The following is a 19,974-nucleotide window of genomic DNA, read 5'->3' as shown; positions in this document are numbered from 1 at the left end:
GCCTGTCCCCCGGACCCCGCCCGCCGGGCCTGTCCCCCGGCGGTCGACCGGACACGAAGGCGGTCCTCGTCCATCCCAGGTGGACGAGGACCGCCTCTCTCTTGCCGCTACGGCTCTACGGCTCAGCTCGCCGTCGCCGGGCCGCGGGAGCGGCGGGCGAGGGAGGTCGGCCAGCCGGCCACCGCCGCCGTCGCGCCGTACCAGGCCGCGAGGCCCGCCACCGCGGCGACCCAGCCGCCCGCCTTGCCGAGGCCCGCGCTGCCGGCGAGCGTGCCTATGCCGAGCAGCAGCAAGGAGACGCACAGCAGCCCGTAGACGCCCTGGCGGAAGAGCCCGCCGCCCTTCGCGGCCGCCGTCAGGGTGAGCGCCAGCAGCGCCCACAGCAGCAGGAACAGACCGGCGGCCTCGGCCGAGCCGCTGTCACCGACGCCCGTGCCCCAGGTGAACCAGAAGGCGCCGAGCGCCGTCGAGGCCGTGCCCTCGGCGGTGTTGCCCGCACGCAGGGCGAGCAGGCCGACGAGAAACAGGGACACACCGCCGACCCAGGTCGCGAGCCCGGCCGCGTCCCCCGCGCCGACGTGGTCGATCACGCCGGTGGAGCCGAGGCCGAAGGCGAGCAGGGTCAGTCCGAGTGCGAGGTGTCCGAGCGTGGCGGTGGCGTTTCCCGCGGCGACTTCGTTGTCCACGGCGGGCTCCCTTCAACGTGCGGTCGTGCCGCTTGGGCTGCTGTGTTCCGGTGGACTTTATGTACCCTTCACAAGCGCACAATTCACCTGAGGAAGGCCGAAATTATGGCCGAATCAAGGGAGTTGGGGGATACGCCCGAGGTGGACGACACCTCTGGGACAGCCGTTACGGAACGCCGCGCCGCGTCGCCGCCGCTACGGGATGACGACGACCGGCCGCTGGGCGCGTCGCGCGAGGCGGCCGGCCACCGAGCCGAAGATCCGCCCGACGATGCCGTGCGTGGAGCCGACCACGATCGCGTCGGCCGCGTACTCCCGGCCAACCTCCTCCAGCTCGTGGCAGATGTCGCCGCCGCGCTCGACGAGGATCCAGGGGACCTCGGAGAGGTGCTCGGCGCAGGCGAGCTCCAGGCCGAGGACCTCGGTGCGGTGGTCCGGCACGTCGACGAAGACCGGCGGCTCGCAGCCGGCCCACACGGTCGTGGGCAGCCGGTTGGCGACGTGCACGATGATCAGGCCCGAGCCGGAGCGGCGGGCCATGCCGATGGCGTACGCGAGGGCGCGCTCACTGGACGTGGAACCGTCGAATCCGACCACCACTCCGTGCCGGAAGGCCGGGTCGCAGGCGTGACGGGGCTGTTCCACCGCGAGGGGGTCGACCGTGGAGTCGGCGACGCGCTTGCGGTCCGCGGGTTCGGGGAATTCGTGACCGGCCATCGGTGTCTCGGCGAAGAGGGTCCTCTGGAGAGGGACGGAAAGGACGGGGAGCGGAACAACGGGTGGCGCCGGAGCAGTGTCCGGGAATCATCTTCCCAACCCCATACCCCCAAGGGTACGGCGACACTCCTCTCGTGCCCAGGGCCTCGGTGGCTGCCCCTCGCGGCGCCGCAGCAGGGTCCGTACGGCGTTCCAGGGAGCATGCACGAGCCCCGCGCCGTAGCGCAATGCCGGATGTGCCCTACAGGTGTCCGTACGGGGGCCAAACGGACGCTCCGCGCAGTGACCGGAACGTTCCGCTCCTCGTTTCCACACGTCACGCCACCGTCGCAGGGAGTTCGCCCGTGCCCGCACCGTCGCCCATCGACACCGCCACCGACCCCGCCGCCGTCCCCGCCGCCGTCCCCGCCTCCGGGCGGTCCGCCGCCCGGGCCGCGGAGCTCGCCTCCGCCGAGACCGTCACCGCCGTCTTCGTGGCGCCCGGCACCGCCCCGGCGGGCCGGGCCGCGGGGTCGCGCGGGCGCCGCCGGGCACCGGAGCCGGCGGGACCGGGCGGGCGGGGGGCTCCGGGCGGCGCGGGCGGTCCGGGGCAGGACGCGGCGAGCGACGTCGTGCGCTGGGCGGTCTTCGCCTGCGTCCTCGTCCCGGTCGTCCTCCTCGTCTACGGGACGTCCGTCGGCGGCGCGACCGGCGCGGCCCTCGGGCTCGCCGCCGTCACGGCCGTCTGCCGGGTGCTGCTGCGCCGGTCCGAGCGCGGGCTGCGCGCCGAGGCGCACGCAGGACTCGGGGCCGGGCCCCGGACCGGGCCGCACGGGGGGCGCGGGCGCTCCCGCGCGGCCGGGAACCACTCGCGGAGTTGACAGGGTCGCACAGCCGATCCCGTATGTTTTCGGCCAAGTTCCATCCCTCGGCGCGTCCTTGACCGGAGCCCGTTCGACCCGCGTAGCGCCAGGCATCGCCGCCTTGACCCCTGCTCGGCGATCGAAAGCTTCGCGCCAAGTGGCCTTGTCGACAATGTGCCGGGGGGAGAACGTGTCACGCCGGTGCCGCGGGACGCAGTAGATTCGATCATGGGTACCGAAGACTGGGGTCTCGTGCAAAACCGAGGGGAAACGTGGCACAGCGACACGACCAGGGAGACGCCAACACCGAGGGGGGCTTAGCGTCATGAGCCAGGACCACTCTGCCGCACCGGAGGCGGCACGGAAGCTGTCCGGGCGCCGCCGTCGCGAAGTCGTCGCGGTACTGCTGTTCAGCGGTGGCCCCATCTTCGAGAGCTCCATCCCGCTCTCCGTTTTCGGCATCGACCGGCAGGACGCGGGCGTGCCCCGCTACCGGCTGCTCGTCTGCGCCGGCGAGGACGGCCCCCTGCGGACCACAGGCGGGCTCGAACTCACCGCACCGTACGGCCTCGAGGCCATCAGCCGGGCCGGCACCGTCGTCGTGCCCGCCTGGCGCTCGATCACCTCGCCGCCACCCCCGGAGGCGCTCGAAGCGCTCCGCCGGGCGCACGAGGAGGGCGCGCGCATCGTCGGTCTGTGCACCGGCGCGTTCGTGCTCGCCGCCGCCGGGCTGCTCGACGGCCGGCCGGCCACCACGCACTGGATGTACGCGCCGACGCTCGCCAAGCGCTATCCGTCGGTCCACGTGGACCCGCGGGAGCTCTTCGTCGACGACGGCGACGTGCTGACCTCGGCCGGCACCGCGGCCGGGATCGACCTGTGCCTGCACATCGTGCGGACCGACCACGGCACGGAGGCCGCGGGCGCCCTGGCGCGCCGGCTGGTCGTCCCGCCGCGGCGCAGCGGCGGTCAGGAGCGCTACCTCGACAGGTCTTTACCCGAGGAGATCGGCGCCGACCCGCTGGCGGAGGTCGTCGCCTGGGCCCTGGAGCACCTCCACGAGCAGTTCGACGTGGAGACCCTGGCGGCCCGTGCGTACATGTCACGGCGGACCTTCGACCGCCGCTTCCGCTCGCTGACCGGCTCCGCGCCGCTGCAGTGGCTGATCACCCAGCGGGTGCTCCAGGCACAGCGGCTCCTGGAGACCTCCGACTACTCCGTCGACGAGGTCGCCGGCCGCTGCGGCTTCCGGTCCCCGGTGGCGCTGCGCGGCCACTTCCGGCGCCAGCTCGGCTCCTCGCCGGCCGCCTACCGGGCCGCGTACCGGGCCAGGCGTCCGCAGGGCGAGGTCGGCACGGCGGTCCTCGACGCGGTCGTCCCGGCCCAGGCCCCGGCGGGCCCCCGCCGCCCGGCGCACCCGCTGGACCACGGCAAACCGGCCTCGGACGTCTACGCGCAGGGCCGCGCGGCCCTGCCGGGCCAGCGCAGCGCGCCGTAGCCGCCCCCCGACCGCGCGAGCCACAAGCCGCGCACGCGGAAGACCGAAGGCCCTCCCGGGACACCTCCCAGGGGGGCCTTCGGGCGTCCGTCGGCCATAAGGTAGGACGCATGAACGATCGCATGGTGTGGATCGACTGCGAGATGACCGGGCTCTCGCTGACGGACGACGCACTCATCGAGGTGGCCGCGCTGGTCACCGACTCGGAACTGAACGTGCTCGGCGAAGGGGTGGACATCGTGATCCGCCCGCCGGACGCGGCCCTGGAGACCATGCCGGAGATCGTGCGCCAGATGCACACGGCCTCGGGCCTGCTGGACGCGCTCGCCGAGGGCACCACCCTCGCCGACGCCGAGGCCCAGGTCCTCGCGTACATCCGCGAACACGTCAAGGAGCCGGGGAAGGCTCCGCTGTGCGGGAACTCGGTCTCCACCGACCGCGGCTTCCTCGCCCGTGACATGCCGGCCCTGGAGAGCCACCTCCACTACCGGATCGTCGATGTCTCCTCGGTCAAGGAGCTGGCCCGCCGCTGGTACCCGAGGGCGTACTTCAACAGTCCGGAGAAGAACGGCAACCACCGGGCGCTGGCCGACATCCGCGAGTCCATCGCCGAGCTCCGCTACTACCGCGAGGCGATCTTCGTCCCGCGGCCCGGGCCCGACTCGGAGACCGCGAAGGAGATCGCGGCCCGTCACGTCATCCCGGGGCTCACCCATCCCGCGTAGGGAACCGGCTCGCGCCCGCCGGACCCCTTCGGGGGAAACGTGTGCGCGAGCACCCTCCCGGACCCTGTAGACTTCTTCTCGGCCGGTCGGGGAAACCTTCGGGAAAACCGCCGGTCGTGGTGGGTATAGCTCAGCTGGTAGAGCACCTGGTTGTGGTCCAGGATGTCGCGGGTTCGAGTCCCGTTACTCACCCTGAAGGCCGAGGCCCCGGTTCGAAAGAACCGGGGCCTCGGTCGTTTCCGTGTGTCCGTGGTCCGCGTGTCCGCGGCAGCGACGAGGGCGGCGCCGCTACGGTCGGGGCCCATGTGGCGGCGCACTCCCACCCTCGCACTCGCCCTGCTCCTGGGCGCGCTCCTCGCCGCGGGCTGCGCCACCGATCCGCCCGGCCCGTCCTACGCGCGGGACGCGGACGCGGGCGACCGGCCGGTCACGCTCACCGTCGGGGTCTTCGGCTCCTTCGGCCTCAAGGAGGCCGGGCTCTACGACGCGTACATGCGCCTGCACCCGGACGTCGCCGTCCGCCAGACCTCCATCGAGCGCAACGAGAACTACTACCCCCAGCTCCTCACCCATCTCGTCACCGGCTCCGGCCTGGCCGACGTCCAGGCCGTCGAGGTCGGCAACATCGCCGAGGTGGTCGCCACCCAGGGGCACCGGCTGGTGGACCTCGGCAGGGCGCCGGGGGTCGACCGGCGGGCGTTCCTGCCGTGGAAGTGGGCGCAGGGCACCGGCCGCGACGGCCGCACGGTCGCGCTCGGCACCGACATCGGGCCGCAGGCCGTCTGCTACCGCAAGGACCTGTTCGCACGGGCCGGGCTGCCGACCGGGCGGGAGGCGGTGGGGCGGCTGTGGGCCGGGGACTGGCGGCGGTTCCTGGCCGTGGGGCGGCGGTTCGCGGCACGCACCCCGGACGGCGCGGCGTTCACCGACTCGGCGTCCGGGGTGCTGTCCGCGGTGGTCAGCAGCGGGCGCCTGCGTTTCTACGACGAGCGGGGCGCCCTCGTCGTCGGCGGCAACCCGGCCGTGCGGGAGGCATGGGACATCGCCGCCTCCTTCGCCCGCGACGGGCTGACCGCCCGGCTCCAGCAGTTCACGCCCGGCTGGGACCAGGGTTTCGCGAACGGCGCCTTCGCGACCGTGGCGTGCCCCGCCTGGATGCTGGGCTACATCCAGGACAAGGCCGGTCCGGCGGGCCGGGGCCGCTGGGACGTGGCCGCGGCGCCCCGGCCGGGCAACTGGGGCGGTTCCTTCCTCGTCGTCCCGAAGGCCGGCCCGCACCGGGCGGAGGCCGCCCGCCTGGCCGCCTGGCTGACCGCCCCGGAGCAGCAGGCACGGGTCTTCGCGCTCCGCGGCAGCTTCCCCAGCGCCTCCGCCGCGCACGCCCTGCCGACCGTGGCGTCCGCCCGCCACCCGTACTTCGGTGACGCGCCGGTCGGGGCGATCTTCACGGCGGCGGCGCGGGGCGTGCCGACGGCCCCGGTCGGCCCGAAGGAGGGCCTCGTCGCCCAGCACCTGTCCGACGTCGGCATGCTCCAGGTCGACCAGACGGGCCGCGACCCGGCGGAGGCGTGGGCGGCGGCCCTGAGGTCGATCGACAACGCGCTGGACCGGTGAGGACGATGACCGACCTGACCGACACGGACACCGAAACGGGTCCCTCCAGGTCTCTGAGCGGCGCGGCGGCGGCCGTGTCCCCGCCGCCCCACGCGACCCGGCCCGCCCCTGGGCCCGCGCCGGAAGGCCGCCGGGCGGCGGTGCGGCGGGCACGGACGCGGCGCGCATGGGTGCCGTACGCGCATGTCGCGCCCTTCTTCGTCCTCTTCGGCGCCTTCGGCCTGTTCCCGCTGCTCTACACCGGCTGGGCCTCGCTCCACCGGGTGGAGCTGACCGACCTGGAGCACCCCCAGTGGGTGGGCCTGCGGAACTACACGCGTCTGCTCGACGATCCCTTCTTCTGGAACGCGCTCGGCAACACCTTCGTGATCGGCGTCCTGTCGACGGTGCCGCAACTGCTGCTCGCGCTCGCGGTGGCGCATCTGCTCGACGTACGGCTGCGGGGGCGGGCGTTCTTCCGGGTGGTGGCGCTCGCGCCGTACGCCACCTCGGTGGCCGCGGCGACGCTCGTCTTCGCGCTGCTCTTCGGGCGGGACCACGGCCTGGTCAACTGGTCGCTGTCGACCGTCGGGCTCACGCCCGTCGACTGGCAGAACGGGCCGTGGGCCTCCAAGGCCGCCGTCTCGGCCATCGTGGTGTGGCGGTGGACCGGCTACAACGCGCTGATCTATCTGGCCGCCATGCAGACCGTGCCGCGCGAGCTCTACGAGGCGGCGGCGCTCGACGGGGCCTCGCGGTGGCGGCAGTTCGTCCATGTGACCCTGCCGGGGCTGCGCCCCACGATCCTGTTCACCGTCGTCGTGTCCACGATCGGGGCGACCCAGCTCTTCGGGGAGCCGCTGCTGTTCGGGGCCGGTGCGGGGGCGTCGGGCGGCGCGGACCACCAGTTCCAGACGCTCGGGCTCTATCTGTACGAGCAGGGGTGGGTGAACCTGCACCTGGGGCGGGCCTCGGCGATCGCCTGGGTGATGCTGCTGATCCTGCTGCTGGTGTTCGGGGCGGCGCGGCTCGCCCGGTCGAGGAGGGCCGCCTGATGCGTACGGTACGGGCCGGCTGGGGCACGTACGTCCTCCTCGCCGTCTTCGCCGCGGCCTCGCTCTTCCCGCTGTTGTGGGCGGCGGTCGCGGCCTCCCGGACGACGACCCGGCTCGCGCACACCCCGCCCCCGTTGCGCTTCGGCCGGAACCTGCCGCGCAACCTGGAGATCGCCTGGACCGACGCGCATCTGGGCGCGGCGCTGGCGAACACGCTGGTGGTGGCGGGCTCGGTCGCGCTGGGCACGGTCCTGGTGTCGACGCTGGCCGGGTTCGCCCTCGCCCGGCTGCGGTTCCGTTTCCGGGGCGCGCTGCTCGCGCTGGTGGTGGGGACGATGCTGATCCCGCCGCAGCTCGGCGTGGTGCCGCTGTATCTGCTGGTCGCGCGGCTGCGCTGGACGGACGAGCTGCAGGCGGTGATCCTGCCGGGGCTGGTGTCGGCGTTCGGGGTGTTCTTCATGCGCCAGCACCTGCTGCGGGCGCTGCCGGCCGAGCTGGTGGAGGCGGCGCGGGTGGACGGGGCGGGGGCGCTGCGGGTGGTGTGGCACGTGGTGTTCCCGGCGGCGCGGCCGGCGATGGCGGTGCTGGGGACGCTGACGTTCGTGGCGGCCTGGAACGACTTCTTCTGGCCGGTGCTGGTGCTGACGCAGACGGGCAGTCCGACGGTGCAGGTGGCGCTGACGGGGCTGGGCCGTGGCTACATCCCGGACCAGTCGGTGGTGATGGCGGGGGCGGTGCTCGGCACGGTGCCGCTGCTGCTGGTGTTCGCGGTCCTCGGCCGGCAGATCGTGGGCGGTGTGATGCGGGGCGCGGTGAAGGGCTGAGGCTCCGTCACTCGTTCGGCCGAGGCGGGCAGCCCGCCCCGTACACCCCTGTTAGCGTCCGCTTATGTCCCGTATCTTCATATTTTCCCTCCGCAGGCGCGGTGAGGCCGCGTGGGAGTGATCAAGGACCATCCCGAACTGGCCGTGTTCCTCTGCCTCGGTGCCGGTTATCTCGTCGGCAAGCTGCGGGTCGGCCCCATCACCCTCGGCGGCATCTGCGGCACGCTGATCGTCTCGCTCCTGCTCGGTGCCTGGACCAGGGTCCAGGTCGACGGCGACGTCAAGACCGTCTTCTTCGCGATCTTCATCTTCGCCCTCGGCTACATGGCCGGCCCCCAGTTCTTCGCCAACCTCAACCGCGGGAGCCTGCGCTTCTTCGCGCTCTGCGGCATCGAGCTCGTGTGCGTGGTCGGCATCGCGTACGGGCTCGCCAAGGCATTCGACCTCGATGTCGGCACCGCCTCCGGCATCCTCGCCGGCGCCGCCACCGAGTCGGCGGTGGTCGGCACCGCCACCGAGGCCATCGGCAAGCTGGACGGCCTGACGGCCGAGCAGATCAGCACCTACCAGGGGCATGTGGCCACCGCGTACACCGTCTGCTATCTCTTCGGCCTGGTCACCATCGTGATCTACACCAGCCAGCTCATGCCGATGATGCTGCGGATCAACCTCCGCGACGCCTCGCGCGAGCTGTGGGAGCGGATGCGCGGCGGCAGCGGCGGCCTGGAGGCCGACGAGCGCGAGGCCCTGCCGGGCATGGTCGGCCGCACCTTCCTCGTCACCCAGGCCGACGGCCGCACGGTCCGCGATCTGGAGTCCTCGCTCGGCGACCGGATCACGATCGAGGCGGTCAAGCGGGGCAGCCAGGTGCTCACTCCCCCGCCGCCCGATTTCGAGCTCACCCTCTCCGACCTGGTCCTGACCGTCGGCCGGCGGGCCAACATCATCGAGGCCGGGCGGATCATCGGCCCCGAGACCCCGGCGGTCCCGGGCCTGGACACCCCGCTCGCCACCACCCAGGTCTCCCTCACGGACACCTCCGTCTCCGGCAAGTCCCTCGACGGGCTGCAGAAGGAGCACCCGGAGTTCGGCGCCAGCGGCGTCTACGTCACCGAGGTGCTCCGCGGCGACCAGATGCTGCCCGCCAACCCCGACACGGTGGTCCAGCGCGGTGACGTGCTCACTTTGGTCGGCGCCCGTTCCGGCCTCGGCCGGCTGGTGGCGAAGATCGGCTCGGTGGTGAAGAACGACGCCACCGACTTCATCTACCTCGGCGCCGGCATCGCGGCCGGCTCGCTGATCGGCCAGATCGTGGTCACGTTCGGCGACGTGCCGCTGTCGCTCGGCACCGGCGGCGGCTGTCTGATCTCCGGCCTGCTCTTCGGCTGGTTCCGCTCCCGCAGCCAGACCTTCGGCGCCTTCCCGCCGCAGGCCGCGACCACCCTGAAGGACATGGGCCTGGCGGTCTTCATCGCCTGCACCGGTCTCGTCTCCGGCCCGCAGGCATGGCCGCTGCTCAAGGAGTACGGGGCGCTGCTGCCCATCGCGGGCGTCGCCATGGTCCTCGTCCCCGCGACCCTCTCGCTGGTCGTCGGGCGCAGGTTCCTGCGGATCGAGCCACCACTGCTCATCGGCGCCATCGCGGGCCAGCAGTGCTCCACGCCCGCCATCACCTCGGTCACCCAGGTGGCCCAGAGCTCGGTGCCGATGCTCGGCTACACGATCACCTACGCCCTGTCCAACTTCCTGCTCCCGCTGACCGGTCCGCTCGTCGTCGGCGTCCTCGGCGCCTGAGCCCCGCCGCCTCCTGCGCCTCCCGTCCCGCCCCTCCATCCCTCCGAGGGAGTTCCGCCGTGCCCAAGACCACCTTCACCCGTGACGAGATCAAGTCCTTCGCGCGGTTGTCGCCCTTCGAGCTGAAGGACAAGTTCATCGAGATCGCCACGTCGGCGCAGGCCGACGAGCCCGGCCAGAAGGGCAAGACGCAGGTCCAGATGCTCAACGCGGGCCGCGGCAACCCGAACTGGACGGCGACCGGCCCGCGCGAGGCGTTCCACGCGCTCGGCTACTTCGCGCTCTCCGAGTCGCGCCGCGTCTGGACCGCCGACGACCTGGGCGGGATGCCCGAGCGGGCCGGCTCGGGCGCGCGCTTCGACGCCTTCGTACGGCGGCACCCGGACCTGCCGGGGATCGAACTGCTCCAGCGGTGCGTCGCGTACGCGGTCGAGCGCTTCGGCTTCGACAAGGACGCCTTCGTGCACGAGCTCACCGACGGCTCGATCGGCGACAACTACCCGGTGCCGGACCGCATCCTCCCCCACACCGAGCGGATCGTCCGCGGCTATGTGGAGGACGAGCTGTTCGACGGGCGGCCACCGGCCGGAACGATGTCGTACGTCGCGACCGAGGGCGGCACGGCCGCCATGTGCTACGTCTTCGACTCCCTGACGAAGAACGGGATCCTGAGGAAGGGCGACCGGATCGCCCTGATGGTGCCGGTGTTCACGCCGTACATCGAGATCCCCGAGCTCGACACGTACGAGTTCGAGGTCGTCCGGATCGAGGCATCGCTCTTCGCGGAGACGGGTGTGCGCGAGTGGCGCTATCCGGAGGAGGAGGTCGCCAAGCTGGCGGACCCGTCGATCAGGCTGCTGTGCCTGGTGAATCCGTCCAACCCGCCGTCGCTCGCGCTCAGCGAGCGGGTCGCGCGGCAGATCGAGGAGATCGTGGCGACCGCCAACCCGAACCTGGTGATCGTGACGGACGACGTGTACGGCACCTTCGTGCCGGGCTTTCGCTCGCTCGCCGCCGACCTGCCGCGGAACACGCTGTTCGTCTACTCCTACTCCAAGCACTACGGGGCCACGGGCTGGCGGCTGGGGGTGATCGGGCTCCACGACGACAACGTCATCGACCGGATGATCGCGGAGCTGCCGGCGGCGGAGAAGGAACGGCTGGCCCGGCGGTACGGCACGCTGTCGCTCGAGCCGGAGAAGATCCGTTTCATCGACCGGCTGGTCGCGGACTCACGGCAGGTGGCGCTGAACCACACGGCCGGACTGTCGCTGCCGCAGCAGGTGATGATGACCCTCTTCTCGCTCTTCGCCCTGCTGGAGGAGGGCCGGGCGTACAAGGAGCGCATCCGCGGGATCGTGCGGCAGAGGCTCGACCTGCTGCTCGAAGGCGCCCAGATGAAGATCGCCGAGGACGGGAAGCGGGCGGCCTACTACATCGAGCTGGACCTGCTGGCGGAGGCCGAGCGGGTGCACGGGAAGGACTTCGCGGACTTCCTGGAGAAGAACTACGAGCCGGTGGACCCGCTGTTCCGGCTGGCCGAGCAGACGCGGGTGGTGCTGCTCAACGGCGGCGGTTTCGACGGGCCCCAGTGGTCGGTGCGGGTGTCGCTGGCGAATCTCGACGACCTGGACTACCTGAAGATCGGCCACCAGTTGCGGGCGATCTTCGACGGGTACGCGGAGGAGTGGCGGGCCGCGCGGTAGCGCGCACACCCGCGCATCCTTTTTCTGTAGCGGACGTTACGAAAGGTGGTACGGTGGGTACGTTAATTTTGTAGCGCCCGCTACGGAATGCGGGCGCCGGACACGGGGGGACCCACCATGAGCACGTACCTGCCGCCGGCCGAGCCCTACCCGGTCGTGCTGGCGCACGGAGCGGGCGGCGGCGTCGAGGCCAACTTCGGCCCGGTCCGCGAGACCCTGGCCGCCGGCGGACGCCGGGTCGTCGGCTTCGACCTGCCCGGCACGGGCGCCGCCCCGCGCGCGGCCCGGCCGCTCGACCTGGACGCGCTCGCCGACGACCTCGTCGCCACGGCCGACGCCGCCGGGGTGGAGCGGTTCGCCGTCGCCGGGTATTCGCTGGGGACGGCCGTCGCCGTACGGGCCGCGACCCGCCACCCCGGGCGGGTCACCGCGCTCGTCCTCACCGCGCCCTTCGCCTTCGCCGACCACGCCCTGCGGCAGACCGCCCACCTGTGGCGGGAGCTCGCCGCCGGCGGCCGCCCCGACCTGGTGGCCCGCCTCCTCGTCCCGCTCGCCTTCGGCGCCGGCACGCTGGAGCCGATGACCCCCGAGGACGTCGAGGCCGCCGTCCGCTTCACCGCCGCGTCGGTCCCGCCGGGCACTCCCGAGCACGCCGACCTGGTGACCCGGGCGGACGTCCGCGCGGACCTCCCGCGCCTGACGGTGCCGGCCCTCGTCATCTCCACCACCGGCGACCGCCTCGTCTCCCCCGCCCTCCACCGCGCGTTCGCCGCCGCCATACCGGGCGCCCGCCTGACCGAACTGGACACGGGGCACGTTCCGTTCGCGGAGAACCCGGAGGCGTGGGGGAAGCTGATGGCCGAATTCCTGGATGACCTGCGGGGACAGGGGAGCGCGCCCCGGCCGGCGGTGGGGTCGGCTCCGGCCGGAGCGCGCGGTGTGGGGGGCCAGCCGGTCGTGGACCTGGCGGCCGGTCCGGCTCACCGGTAGGCGGCGAATGCCTTGGTGAAGGCCAGGGGCTCCTGGAGGATGGAGGAGCAGGTGGCGTCCGCGTAGTTCACCGCTCCGGCCGCGCACTGCCTGTCGCGGGTCGAGGACCACATCGACAGCCAGCCGATGCCCTTGGACGTCGCGAAGTCGACGAGCTGGGTGGCGTCGTCGACCCGGAAGACCTCCGAGGTGACGTCGTTGACGCCGATCATGGGGGTGACGGCCACGGCCTTCCACGCGGCCGTGTCGGACAGGCCGAGGACGCCCTTGATCTGGGCGTGGGTGGCGGTCGCCGCCGAGATCGCGTACTGGCCCATGTCTCCGCTGTAGGCGGGCCCGTAGTCCATCGCCATGATGTTCACGGCGTCGACGCGGACCCCGTTCCTCTTGGCGTCGGCGAGCAGGTCGACACCGGGCTGGGTCAGGCCCTCGGGCATGACCGGCAGGGTGAAGGAGACGTTCAAGCCCGGGTGCGACTTCTGGAGCTGGGCGATGGCCTGGGCCCGGCGCGTGTTGGCGGCGGTGTCCGGCAGGGCGGCGCCCTCGACGTCGAAGTCGACCTTGGTCAGCTTGTAGTGGTCGATCACCTTGCCGTACGCGGCGGCGAGGGCGGTGGACGAGGAGCAGTTCAGGGCGAGTTCATGGCCGGCGGCGCCGCCGAAGGAGACCCGGACGTCGCCGCCCTCGGCCCGCAGGGCGCCGATCTGGGCGGCCACCTTGTCGGAGGCGAGGTCGGTGACACCGCCCCACAGCGGGGTGCAGCCGCCGCCGGAGGTGATGAAGGCGAGGTTGAACTCCTTCACGCCGGTCCGGTCGGCGGTGGAGAGCAGGTCGTAGGCGGGGTGGAGGGAGGTGTCGACGTACGGGGCGAAGCGGGCGGCCGTGCCGGGTGCCGGGGGCGTGGTGGCCGTCGCGGTCGGCGTGGGCGTGACCGTCCTCGTGGGCGTGGGGCTCGCGGTCGCCGTCCTGGTGGCGGTGGGCGTGGGCACGGGGGTCCTGGTGGGCTGCCCGGTGGGGCGGCCGCTAGGGGTCGGGGTGGCTCCGCCGGCGGAGCAGGCGGCCTTGTTGATGAGGCAGTCGACCGGGTCGCCGGCCGCGCCGGCGGCGGAGGTCACGAAGCCGACGGTGACGGACTGGCCGGGAGCGAGGTGCCGGTTCCAGTCGGCGGGCTTCACGGTGACGTGGCGGCCGGAGACGGTGTGCTCACCGTTCCAGAGGGAGCTGATCGTGGTGCCCTCGGGCAGGTCGAATTCCAGCGTCCAGCCCCCCGACTGGACGCTGGAGGTCTCGTTGGTGATCACGTACTGGCCGGTGTAGCCGCCGGTCCAGGAGCTGGTCCTGGTGTAGGCGGCGCCCACGGCCGCGGCCTGGGCGGTGCCCGAGAACGCGAAGGCCGCGCCGCCGATCACCGCGGCGGCGACGACCGCGCCGACGGCCTTGGTCCTGCCGCTCGTCCTGCGCCGGTGCGAAGTCCGCTGCGCGTTGCTGCCCATCGCGTGCCTGCCTCTGGATGCCGGGGTGTGGGGGTGGGGTGTGGAGGGGGTGCGGCAGCACGTTAGCGACCGGGAAACGGACAAATGGCCATGAGGAGGCCGAGGTTGAGGATTCTTAGGCTCCGCTTAAGGAAGGCATCGGGACGATTAAAGGTTGGCCCGCCCGCCGGGCCCGATGGAGTCGTGTGCGGGGACGGGCACGGGGACGGGCCGGACCGGGGGCGGGGACGGTGCCGGGTCCGCGGGGGTGGCTCGGGGCGGTCAGACCTTCTGGCGGCGGGCGCGGCGCGCCGGGCCGGATTCCGCGCGGCGTCCGCGACGGCTGCCGCCCTCGCCCGTACGGCGGCCGTCCAGGCCGATCCAGATGCGGACCTCGGTGCCGCCGAGCACCGAGTGCCCGATCCGCACGTCGCCGCCGGTCGACTCCGCCATGCGCCGCACGATGTCCAGGCCGAGCCCGGTCGAGCCGTCCCGGCCGCTGCCCGCGCCGCGGGCCAGGGCGGCGGCGGGGTCGGCGATGCCGGGTCCCGCGTCCGAGACCAGGATGATCACGGCGTCCTCGCCGTTGTGGAGGTCGACCGAGAAGGCGGTGCCCTCCGGGGTGTGCCGGAAGACGTTGCCGAGCAAGGCGTCGAGGGCCGCCACGAGTTCGGCCCGGGCGACCGGGATGCGCACCGGACGTTCCAGCCCCGCGACCCGTACCTTCCGACCCTCGTCCTCGGCGAGGGCCGACCAGAAGTCCATCCGCTCGCGCACCACCTCGGAGGCGTCGCAGCCGGCGACGGCGACCGTGGGCTGGGTCTGGGGCTTCGCCTCCCGGGCGGTGCGGATGATGGTGTCGACCTCGCGCTCCAACTGCTCCACCGCGGCGCGGGTCTGGTCGGCCGCGGGGCCCGAGCCCAGCGAGGCCGCGTTGAGCCGCAGCACGGTCAGCGGGGTGCGCAGCCGGTGGGAGAGGTCGGCGGCCAGCTCGCGCTCGTTGGCGAGGAGCTGGACGACCTGGTCGGCCATCGAGTTGAAGGCGACGGCGGCCGACTTGAGCTCCGGCGGCCCCTCCTCGCGGACCCGGGCGCCCAGTCTGCCCTCGCCCAGCTCGTGGGCGGCGCGGGCGAGCCGCTGGGCGGGCTGGACCATCCGCAGGCCGAGCCGGTCGGCGACGGCCACGGAGCCGACGATCAGGGCGATGCCGACGGCGGCGAGGACCAGCCAGGCGGTGGCGACGCCGTTGCTGACCTCGCCCTCGGGCACGAAGAGTTCGACGACGGCGACCTGCCCCGAGCTGACGGCCGTGGGCTGGAGCAGCGCGGAGCCGCCCGGCACCTCGGCGATGGTCGCCCGGCCCAGCGCCCGGGTGGTGGCCAGGTCCTCGTCGCTGACCCGCCGGGTGCCGATCCGCACGCTCCGGCCGCCCGGTTCGCCGGGGGGCGGGAGGTGGACGGCGAGCCGGCCTTCGGCGCCGTCGTCGGTGGTGGCGACGGCCCGCTCGAGCTGGGCGCGGTCGGTGGTGATGGCGAGGACCGGCGCGAGACCGGCGGCGCGCCGTTCGGCGTTGGAGAAGGCCCGGTCACGGGCCATCTCCTTGACCACCAGGCCGAGCGGCACGGCGAAGGCGACCACGACCATGACGGTCACCGCGAGCGACACCTTGACGAGCGCCCATCTCACGGCCGGGCCTCCAGGTGCTGCTCCCGGGGCGGCTCCAGCTTCACGCCCACGCCGCGCAGGGTGTGCAGATAGCGCGGCCGGGCGGCCGTCTCGCCCAGCTTCCTCCGCAGCCACGACAGATGGACGTCGATGGTCTGGTCGTCGCCGTACGACTGCTGCCACACCTCGGCGAGCAGTTCCCTGCGCGAGACGACCACTCCCGGCCGGCCGGCGAGGAAGGCCAGCAGGTCGAACTCCCGGCGGGTCAGGTCCAGCGCGTTGCCGTCGAGCGCCGCCTGACGCCGCAGCGGGTCGATGGCGAGGCCCCCGACCCGGATCTCCCGGGAGGGCGGCGCCTCCCCGGCGCCCGACCGCGCGCGGCGCAGCACGGCCGCCATCCGGGCGGACAGGTGCTCCACCGAGAACGGCTTGGTCAGGTAGTCGTCCGCGCCGTCGTTGAGCAGCCGGACGATCTCCGCCTCGTCGTCCCGCGCGGTCGCGATGATCACGGGGACGTCGGTGACGCCGCGCAGCATCTTCAGGGCCTCGGCACCGTCCAGATCGGGCAGTCCGAGGTCCAGGATGACCACGTCGAAACGGAGATGGGCGACCTCGCGCAGCGCCTCCAGGGCCGTGCCGACGCTCCTCACGGTGTGCGAGGCATCGGTCAGGTGCCGGATGAGGGCGGAGCGCACGAACTGGTCGTCCTCGACCACGAGCACACTTGCCATGGGCGGCACCGTACGCCATGCGGGGGATGGCAGGATGAGCCGGATGCGAAGAGGACTGGTTCACGCGCTGGCGTGGTCGCTCGCCACGGGCGCGGCGGTCACGCTCTCCTGGTGGGGCGTGCACACGGTGCTGGCCGGCACGGTCTACGACCCGCCGCGGGCCCTGCCCATCCCGTCCGGGACCACCGCCGCCGCGGGGTCCGGCGGCACGGTCACCGCCCCGCCGGCCTCCTCGACGCCGGGCGCCCGGCCCTCCTCCGCCTCCCCGTCGGCCTCGCCGAGCACCGCCCGGCCGTCGACGCCGCCGCCCGCCGGCCCGTCCCCGCGCGCCACCAGCCCGAAGCCGGCGACCAGCAGCCCGGACACCGGCGGAAACGGGAACGTCAAGAGTTACGGCACGGACGGCGGCCGGGTCGTGTTCGACCTCGGGCCCTCGTCCGCCGAGCTGGTCTCGGCCACGCCCGGCTCGGGCTGGCAGATGCAGGTGTGGAAGCAGCCGACGTGGATCCGGGTGACCTTCACCAAGGACGGCCGGGAGATCTCCGTCTTCTGCGTGTGGCACGACACGGCGCCCCGCGTGGAGATCGAGGAGCGCTGACGGACCGGCCGCCGGGCCGGGCGGGGCTCAGCGGAAGACGGCGGCGGGCGGTACGGGAGAGGGCTTGGCGCTCGCGTCGGTGACCGGCGTCGCGCCGCCCGTGAAGTCGGCGAGCGCCCGCCCGTGCTCGACCCGCCCCGGGTGGGGGTCGGTCGCCACCCGCCGGGTCAGCTCGGCCACCGGCAGCTCCCGGTCCGAGGCGAGCAGGACGGCGTTGCCGAAGCGGCGCCCGCGGAGCACGGTCGGGTCGGCGGCGAGCGCCAGTTCGGGGAAGACGGTGGCGGCGGTGGCGATCTGGCCGCGCAGATGGGCCAGCGGCGGGCCGTCGGCGAGGTTGGCCGCGTAGAAGCCGCCGGGCCGCAGCACCCGCCGTACCTCGGCCAGGAACTCCGTACTGGTCAGATGCGCGGGCGTGCGGGCCCCGCTGAAGACGTCGGCGATGATCAGGTCCGCCCAGCCGTCCTGCACCTTGCCGAGCCCGGCGCGGGCGTCGGTGGAGCGGACGCGGATGCGGGCGGCGGAGTCGAGCGGCAGCTCGCGGCGGACCAGCCGCACCAAGGGCTCGTCGAGTTCGACGATCTGCTGGGTGGAGCGCGGGCGGGTGGCCGCGACGTAGCGGGCGAGGGTGAAGGCGCCGCCGCCGAGGTGCACGACCTGGATCGGCTTGTTCGGCGGGGCGGCGAGATCGGCGATGTGGCCGAGGCGCCGCTGGTACTCGAAGGAGAGGTGGGCGGGGTCGTCGAGGTCGACGTGCGACTGCGGGGCGCCGTCGATCAGCAGCGTCCACCCGCGGGGACGTTCCCGGTCGGGTATGAGTTCGGCGAGCCCCCCGTCGACGGTCTCGACGACCGCGACGGCTCCCGCCGCCCGTTCCCGCTGCTTGTTCCTGGCCACGAGCCCATTATCGGCGCATCGGGAAATCACCCGCCCGGCGAGGCCCGCACCGGACCCGCGGCCGGACCGGACCGCGGCCGGACCAGGCGGGGGCGCGGCTAGCGGCAACCGTCCGCCGCCTCGATCAGCCGGGCCGCCTGGCCCAGGGCCTCGCGGAGCATCGTCGGGTCGGTGACCTGGCCGGCGTCCCCGGGCGGCAGCAGCCAGTCGGCCGGGCGGGGGGTGGCACCGTCCGGGCCGGGGAGCTCGGGGAGTTCGGGCAGCCGCAGGCCCCGGCCGTCCGTCCTCGTACAGGCGCTGCCCGGCATGTCCCAGGCCGCCGCCGTGCCGGGCGGCACCAGGAAGCCGAGGGTGTCGCAGTCGCCGTCGTGCAGCACCGGGCCGACCGCAGGGGCGCCGCAGCGGCGCAGGATGTCCACGGCCTCCAGGCCCTGCCGGGCCGGCACGGTCACCAGGTCGCAGGGCTCGCCGACGACGGCACGGGACGCGGTGGTCGCGGGGGACGCGCTGGCGTCCTGCGTGGGCGCGTGCCGCTCGGTCGACTGCGATCCGGTCACCCCGATCGCTCCGGTCTCCACCATGGGACCCCTCCTCGCTCCTGAGGAGACACGTTCCGTCTCTCCGCATGGTTCAACGCCCGTACGCGTCAACGGCTACGGCGGCGCGCCGCCGCAAAGGATGGCAGTTCATGGCAGATCGCGGGCGAGATATCCGTTTTGTTGGCAAACCCTGTGTGGTCGGCCGGTCACAGCAGGTACGTTCTTGCCCCGCCGGAACACCGGCGGCACCAGGAGAGGGCTCGGCCATGGCGTTGTCACGGACAGTTCCCAATCTCGCCTTCCGCAGGCTCCGCGGACAGCGCTCACCGGCGGAGTTCGCCGCGCTCGTCCGCCGGGCGGCGCGGGAGATCGGCGAGCAGGTCGCATGCGACGCCCGCTACATCGGGCGCGTGGAGGCGGGCGAGATCCGCTGCCCGAACTACGCGTACGAGCGGGTCTTCCTGCACATGTTCCCCGGGCTCGGCCTTGCGGACCTGGGGTTCTCGGCGCGGGAGGCCGTGCGCGGCCGGCGGCCGGCCGCCGTGGCGGCCGGCGGGTCACCGCCCCTCGCCATCACCACCCGGAACGATGAGGAGAGCGACGTGCTGCGTCGCGCGTTCATGACCGGCGGCACCGTCACCGTGGCGGCCGCCTCGCTGGGACTCGGCGGCCCCGCCGCCGCCGTCCCCGCCCCCCGGGGCGTCCACCGTGTCGGCGCCGCCGAGGTCCGCGCCGTCGAGGACGCGGTCCGGCAGATCCGGCTGCTCGACGACCGGCACGGCGCCGACGGCCTGTACCGGCGGGCCACCCAGCCGCTGCGTACCGCCTACGCCCTGCTCGACGCGGGCGTCACCGCCCGCCGCTCCACCGCCGACCGGCTGCACCACGGCGCGGGCGAGCTGGCCATCTCCGTCGGCTGGCTCGCCCATGACTCGGGCCGCCTCGACGACGCCCGCTCCCACTACGCCGAGGCGCTGGCCACCGCCCGGGTGGCCGGGGACGCGGCCCTCGAGGCGCACGCCTTCTGCAACACGTCGTTCCTGGCCAGGGACTCGGGGCGGTACCGGGAAGCGGTACGGGCCGCGCAGGCGGGCCTGCGGGCCGCCGAGCCGCTCGGCTCGGCGCGGCTGCTCGCCCTGCTCACCCTGCGGGAGGCCGGGGCATGGGCCGGTCTCGGCGACCGCTCGGCCTGCGCGCAGGCCCTCGGCCGCGCCCACGCCTTCTTCGAGCGGGGCCCCGGCGACCGCGACCCCGAGTGGATGACCTTCTTCGGCGAGCCGGAGCTGGAGGCCCTGGAGGCCCAGTGCTGGTCGCTACTCGGCGACTGGTCCCGCGCGGCCCGCCACGCCCACCGCGCCACGGTGCTGCAGAACCCCCACTTCGCCCGCAACCTCGCCCTCTACCGGGCCCAGCTCGCCGGCGACCTGGCCCACGCGGGCCGGCCCGAGGAGGCCGCGGCGGAGATCCAGCGCGTGGAGGACTCCCTCGACGGCGTCGAGTCGACCCGCATCCGGCGGATGCTGGCCGAGACCCGCCGGGTCCTCGCCGCCTACTGACCGCCGCGTCCTCGCCGCGTACGGGACCGCCGCGTCCTCGTACGGACCGCCGCGCCCTCGCCGCGTACGGGAGTTCCGCGCACCGGTCC

18 protein-coding genes and 1 tRNA gene are annotated in these 19,974 nt (G+C 73.6%); 12 read left to right on the top strand and 7 right to left on the bottom strand.

From position 1 onward, the window contains the following. Positions 1-122 precede the first annotated feature (122 nt). Positions 123-686, bottom strand: coding sequence for a GPR1/FUN34/YaaH family transporter (locus ABZ135_RS07870; RefSeq protein ID WP_356692910.1), 564 nt, complete (start codon positions 684-686; stop codon positions 123-125). A gap of 195 nt (positions 687-881) precedes the next feature. Further along, complete coding sequence (locus ABZ135_RS07865) at positions 882-1,403, bottom strand: universal stress protein (RefSeq protein WP_352076054.1); 522 nt, start codon at positions 1,401-1,403, stop codon at positions 882-884. Between the two features lie 611 nt (positions 1,404-2,014). Between ABZ135_RS07865 and ABZ135_RS07860 the strand changes: the two genes are divergently transcribed. The 10 genes from ABZ135_RS07860 to ABZ135_RS07815 all read left to right on the top strand — a co-directional run bounded on the left by ABZ135_RS07860 (position 2,015) and on the right by ABZ135_RS07815 (position 12,430). Further along, complete coding sequence (locus ABZ135_RS07860; RefSeq protein ID WP_356693092.1) at positions 2,015-2,263, top strand: hypothetical protein; 249 nt, start codon at positions 2,015-2,017, stop codon at positions 2,261-2,263. 307 nt (positions 2,264-2,570) lie between these two features. After that, positions 2,571-3,743 (top strand): helix-turn-helix domain-containing protein, encoded by a 1,173-nt coding sequence (locus ABZ135_RS07855; RefSeq protein WP_356692908.1) that lies wholly within the window; start codon positions 2,571-2,573, stop codon positions 3,741-3,743. Positions 3,744-3,853: 110 nt separating this feature from the next. Beyond that, a complete protein-coding gene (orn, locus tag ABZ135_RS07850; RefSeq protein WP_356692906.1) occupies positions 3,854-4,468 on the top strand; it encodes an oligoribonuclease in 615 nt (204 codons plus the stop codon). A 119-nt stretch (positions 4,469-4,587) separates the two neighbouring features. Beyond that, a tRNA-His gene (locus ABZ135_RS07845) sits at positions 4,588-4,660 on the top strand. A 111-nt stretch (positions 4,661-4,771) separates the two neighbouring features. Beyond that, entirely contained in the window at positions 4,772-6,082 is a 1,311-nt protein-coding gene (locus ABZ135_RS07840; protein ID WP_356692904.1) for an extracellular solute-binding protein, read from the top strand. Positions 6,083-6,222: 140 nt separating this feature from the next. After that, on the top strand, positions 6,223-7,116 hold the full coding sequence (locus tag ABZ135_RS07835) for a sugar ABC transporter permease (protein ID WP_356693090.1): 894 nt from the start codon (positions 6,223-6,225) through the stop codon (positions 7,114-7,116). After that, positions 7,116-7,940 (top strand): carbohydrate ABC transporter permease, encoded by an 825-nt coding sequence (locus ABZ135_RS07830; protein ID WP_356692902.1) that lies wholly within the window; start codon positions 7,116-7,118, stop codon positions 7,938-7,940. The genes ABZ135_RS07835 and ABZ135_RS07830 overlap by 1 nt, the downstream gene beginning before the upstream one ends. 111 nt (positions 7,941-8,051) lie before the next feature. Continuing rightward, complete coding sequence (aspT, locus tag ABZ135_RS07825) at positions 8,052-9,734, top strand: aspartate-alanine antiporter (RefSeq protein WP_356692900.1); 1,683 nt, start codon at positions 8,052-8,054, stop codon at positions 9,732-9,734. Positions 9,735-9,793: 59 nt separating this feature from the next. Continuing rightward, positions 9,794-11,440, top strand: a complete 1,647-nt coding sequence (locus ABZ135_RS07820; protein WP_356692898.1) for a bifunctional aspartate transaminase/aspartate 4-decarboxylase — start codon at positions 9,794-9,796, stop codon at positions 11,438-11,440. 117 nt (positions 11,441-11,557) lie between these two features. Beyond that, positions 11,558-12,430, top strand: coding sequence for an alpha/beta fold hydrolase (locus tag ABZ135_RS07815; protein WP_356692896.1), 873 nt, complete (start codon positions 11,558-11,560; stop codon positions 12,428-12,430). Here ABZ135_RS07815 and ABZ135_RS07810 read toward each other — a convergent pair. From ABZ135_RS07810 to ABZ135_RS07800, 3 genes are all read right to left on the bottom strand, one after another. Continuing rightward, positions 12,421-13,923, bottom strand: a complete 1,503-nt coding sequence (locus ABZ135_RS07810) for a cellulose binding domain-containing protein (protein ID WP_356692894.1) — start codon at positions 13,921-13,923, stop codon at positions 12,421-12,423. The genes ABZ135_RS07815 and ABZ135_RS07810 overlap by 10 nt on opposite strands. 261 nt (positions 13,924-14,184) lie before the next feature. After that, the gene (locus ABZ135_RS07805; RefSeq protein ID WP_356692892.1) at positions 14,185-15,588 is read right to left on the bottom strand and encodes a HAMP domain-containing sensor histidine kinase; all 1,404 of its coding nucleotides are present in this window, start codon (positions 15,586-15,588) and stop codon (positions 14,185-14,187) included. Further along, positions 15,585-16,298, bottom strand: coding sequence for a response regulator transcription factor (locus ABZ135_RS07800; protein ID WP_356692890.1), 714 nt, complete (start codon positions 16,296-16,298; stop codon positions 15,585-15,587). The genes ABZ135_RS07805 and ABZ135_RS07800 overlap by 4 nt, the downstream gene beginning before the upstream one ends. Positions 16,299-16,332: 34 nt before the next feature. Between ABZ135_RS07800 and ABZ135_RS07795 the strand changes: the two genes are divergently transcribed. Beyond that, positions 16,333-16,896: a hypothetical protein gene (locus tag ABZ135_RS07795; RefSeq protein ID WP_356692888.1), complete on the top strand. Its 564-nt coding sequence runs from the start codon at positions 16,333-16,335 to the stop codon at positions 16,894-16,896. A 27-nt stretch (positions 16,897-16,923) separates the two neighbouring features. On the opposite strand, the gene ABZ135_RS07790 is transcribed toward ABZ135_RS07795, so the two are convergent. Together ABZ135_RS07790 and ABZ135_RS07785 are read right to left on the bottom strand one after the other, a co-directional pair. Continuing rightward, on the bottom strand, positions 16,924-17,790 hold the full coding sequence (locus ABZ135_RS07790) for a fused MFS/spermidine synthase (protein ID WP_356692886.1): 867 nt from the start codon (positions 17,788-17,790) through the stop codon (positions 16,924-16,926). A gap of 98 nt (positions 17,791-17,888) precedes the next feature. Beyond that, positions 17,889-18,371, bottom strand: coding sequence for a hypothetical protein (locus tag ABZ135_RS07785; RefSeq protein ID WP_356692884.1), 483 nt, complete (start codon positions 18,369-18,371; stop codon positions 17,889-17,891). A gap of 224 nt (positions 18,372-18,595) precedes the next feature. Between ABZ135_RS07785 and ABZ135_RS07780 the strand changes: the two genes are divergently transcribed. After that, positions 18,596-19,885 (top strand): tetratricopeptide repeat protein, encoded by a 1,290-nt coding sequence (locus tag ABZ135_RS07780; RefSeq protein ID WP_356692882.1) that lies wholly within the window; start codon positions 18,596-18,598, stop codon positions 19,883-19,885. Positions 19,886-19,974: the final 89 nt, after the last annotated feature.

The organism is Streptomyces sp. NPDC006339, assembly GCF_040612775.1.
In the GTDB taxonomy this organism is placed as follows: domain Bacteria; phylum Actinomycetota; class Actinomycetes; order Streptomycetales; family Streptomycetaceae; genus Streptomyces.
This window is presented reverse-complemented; position numbering and strand designations above follow the sequence as displayed.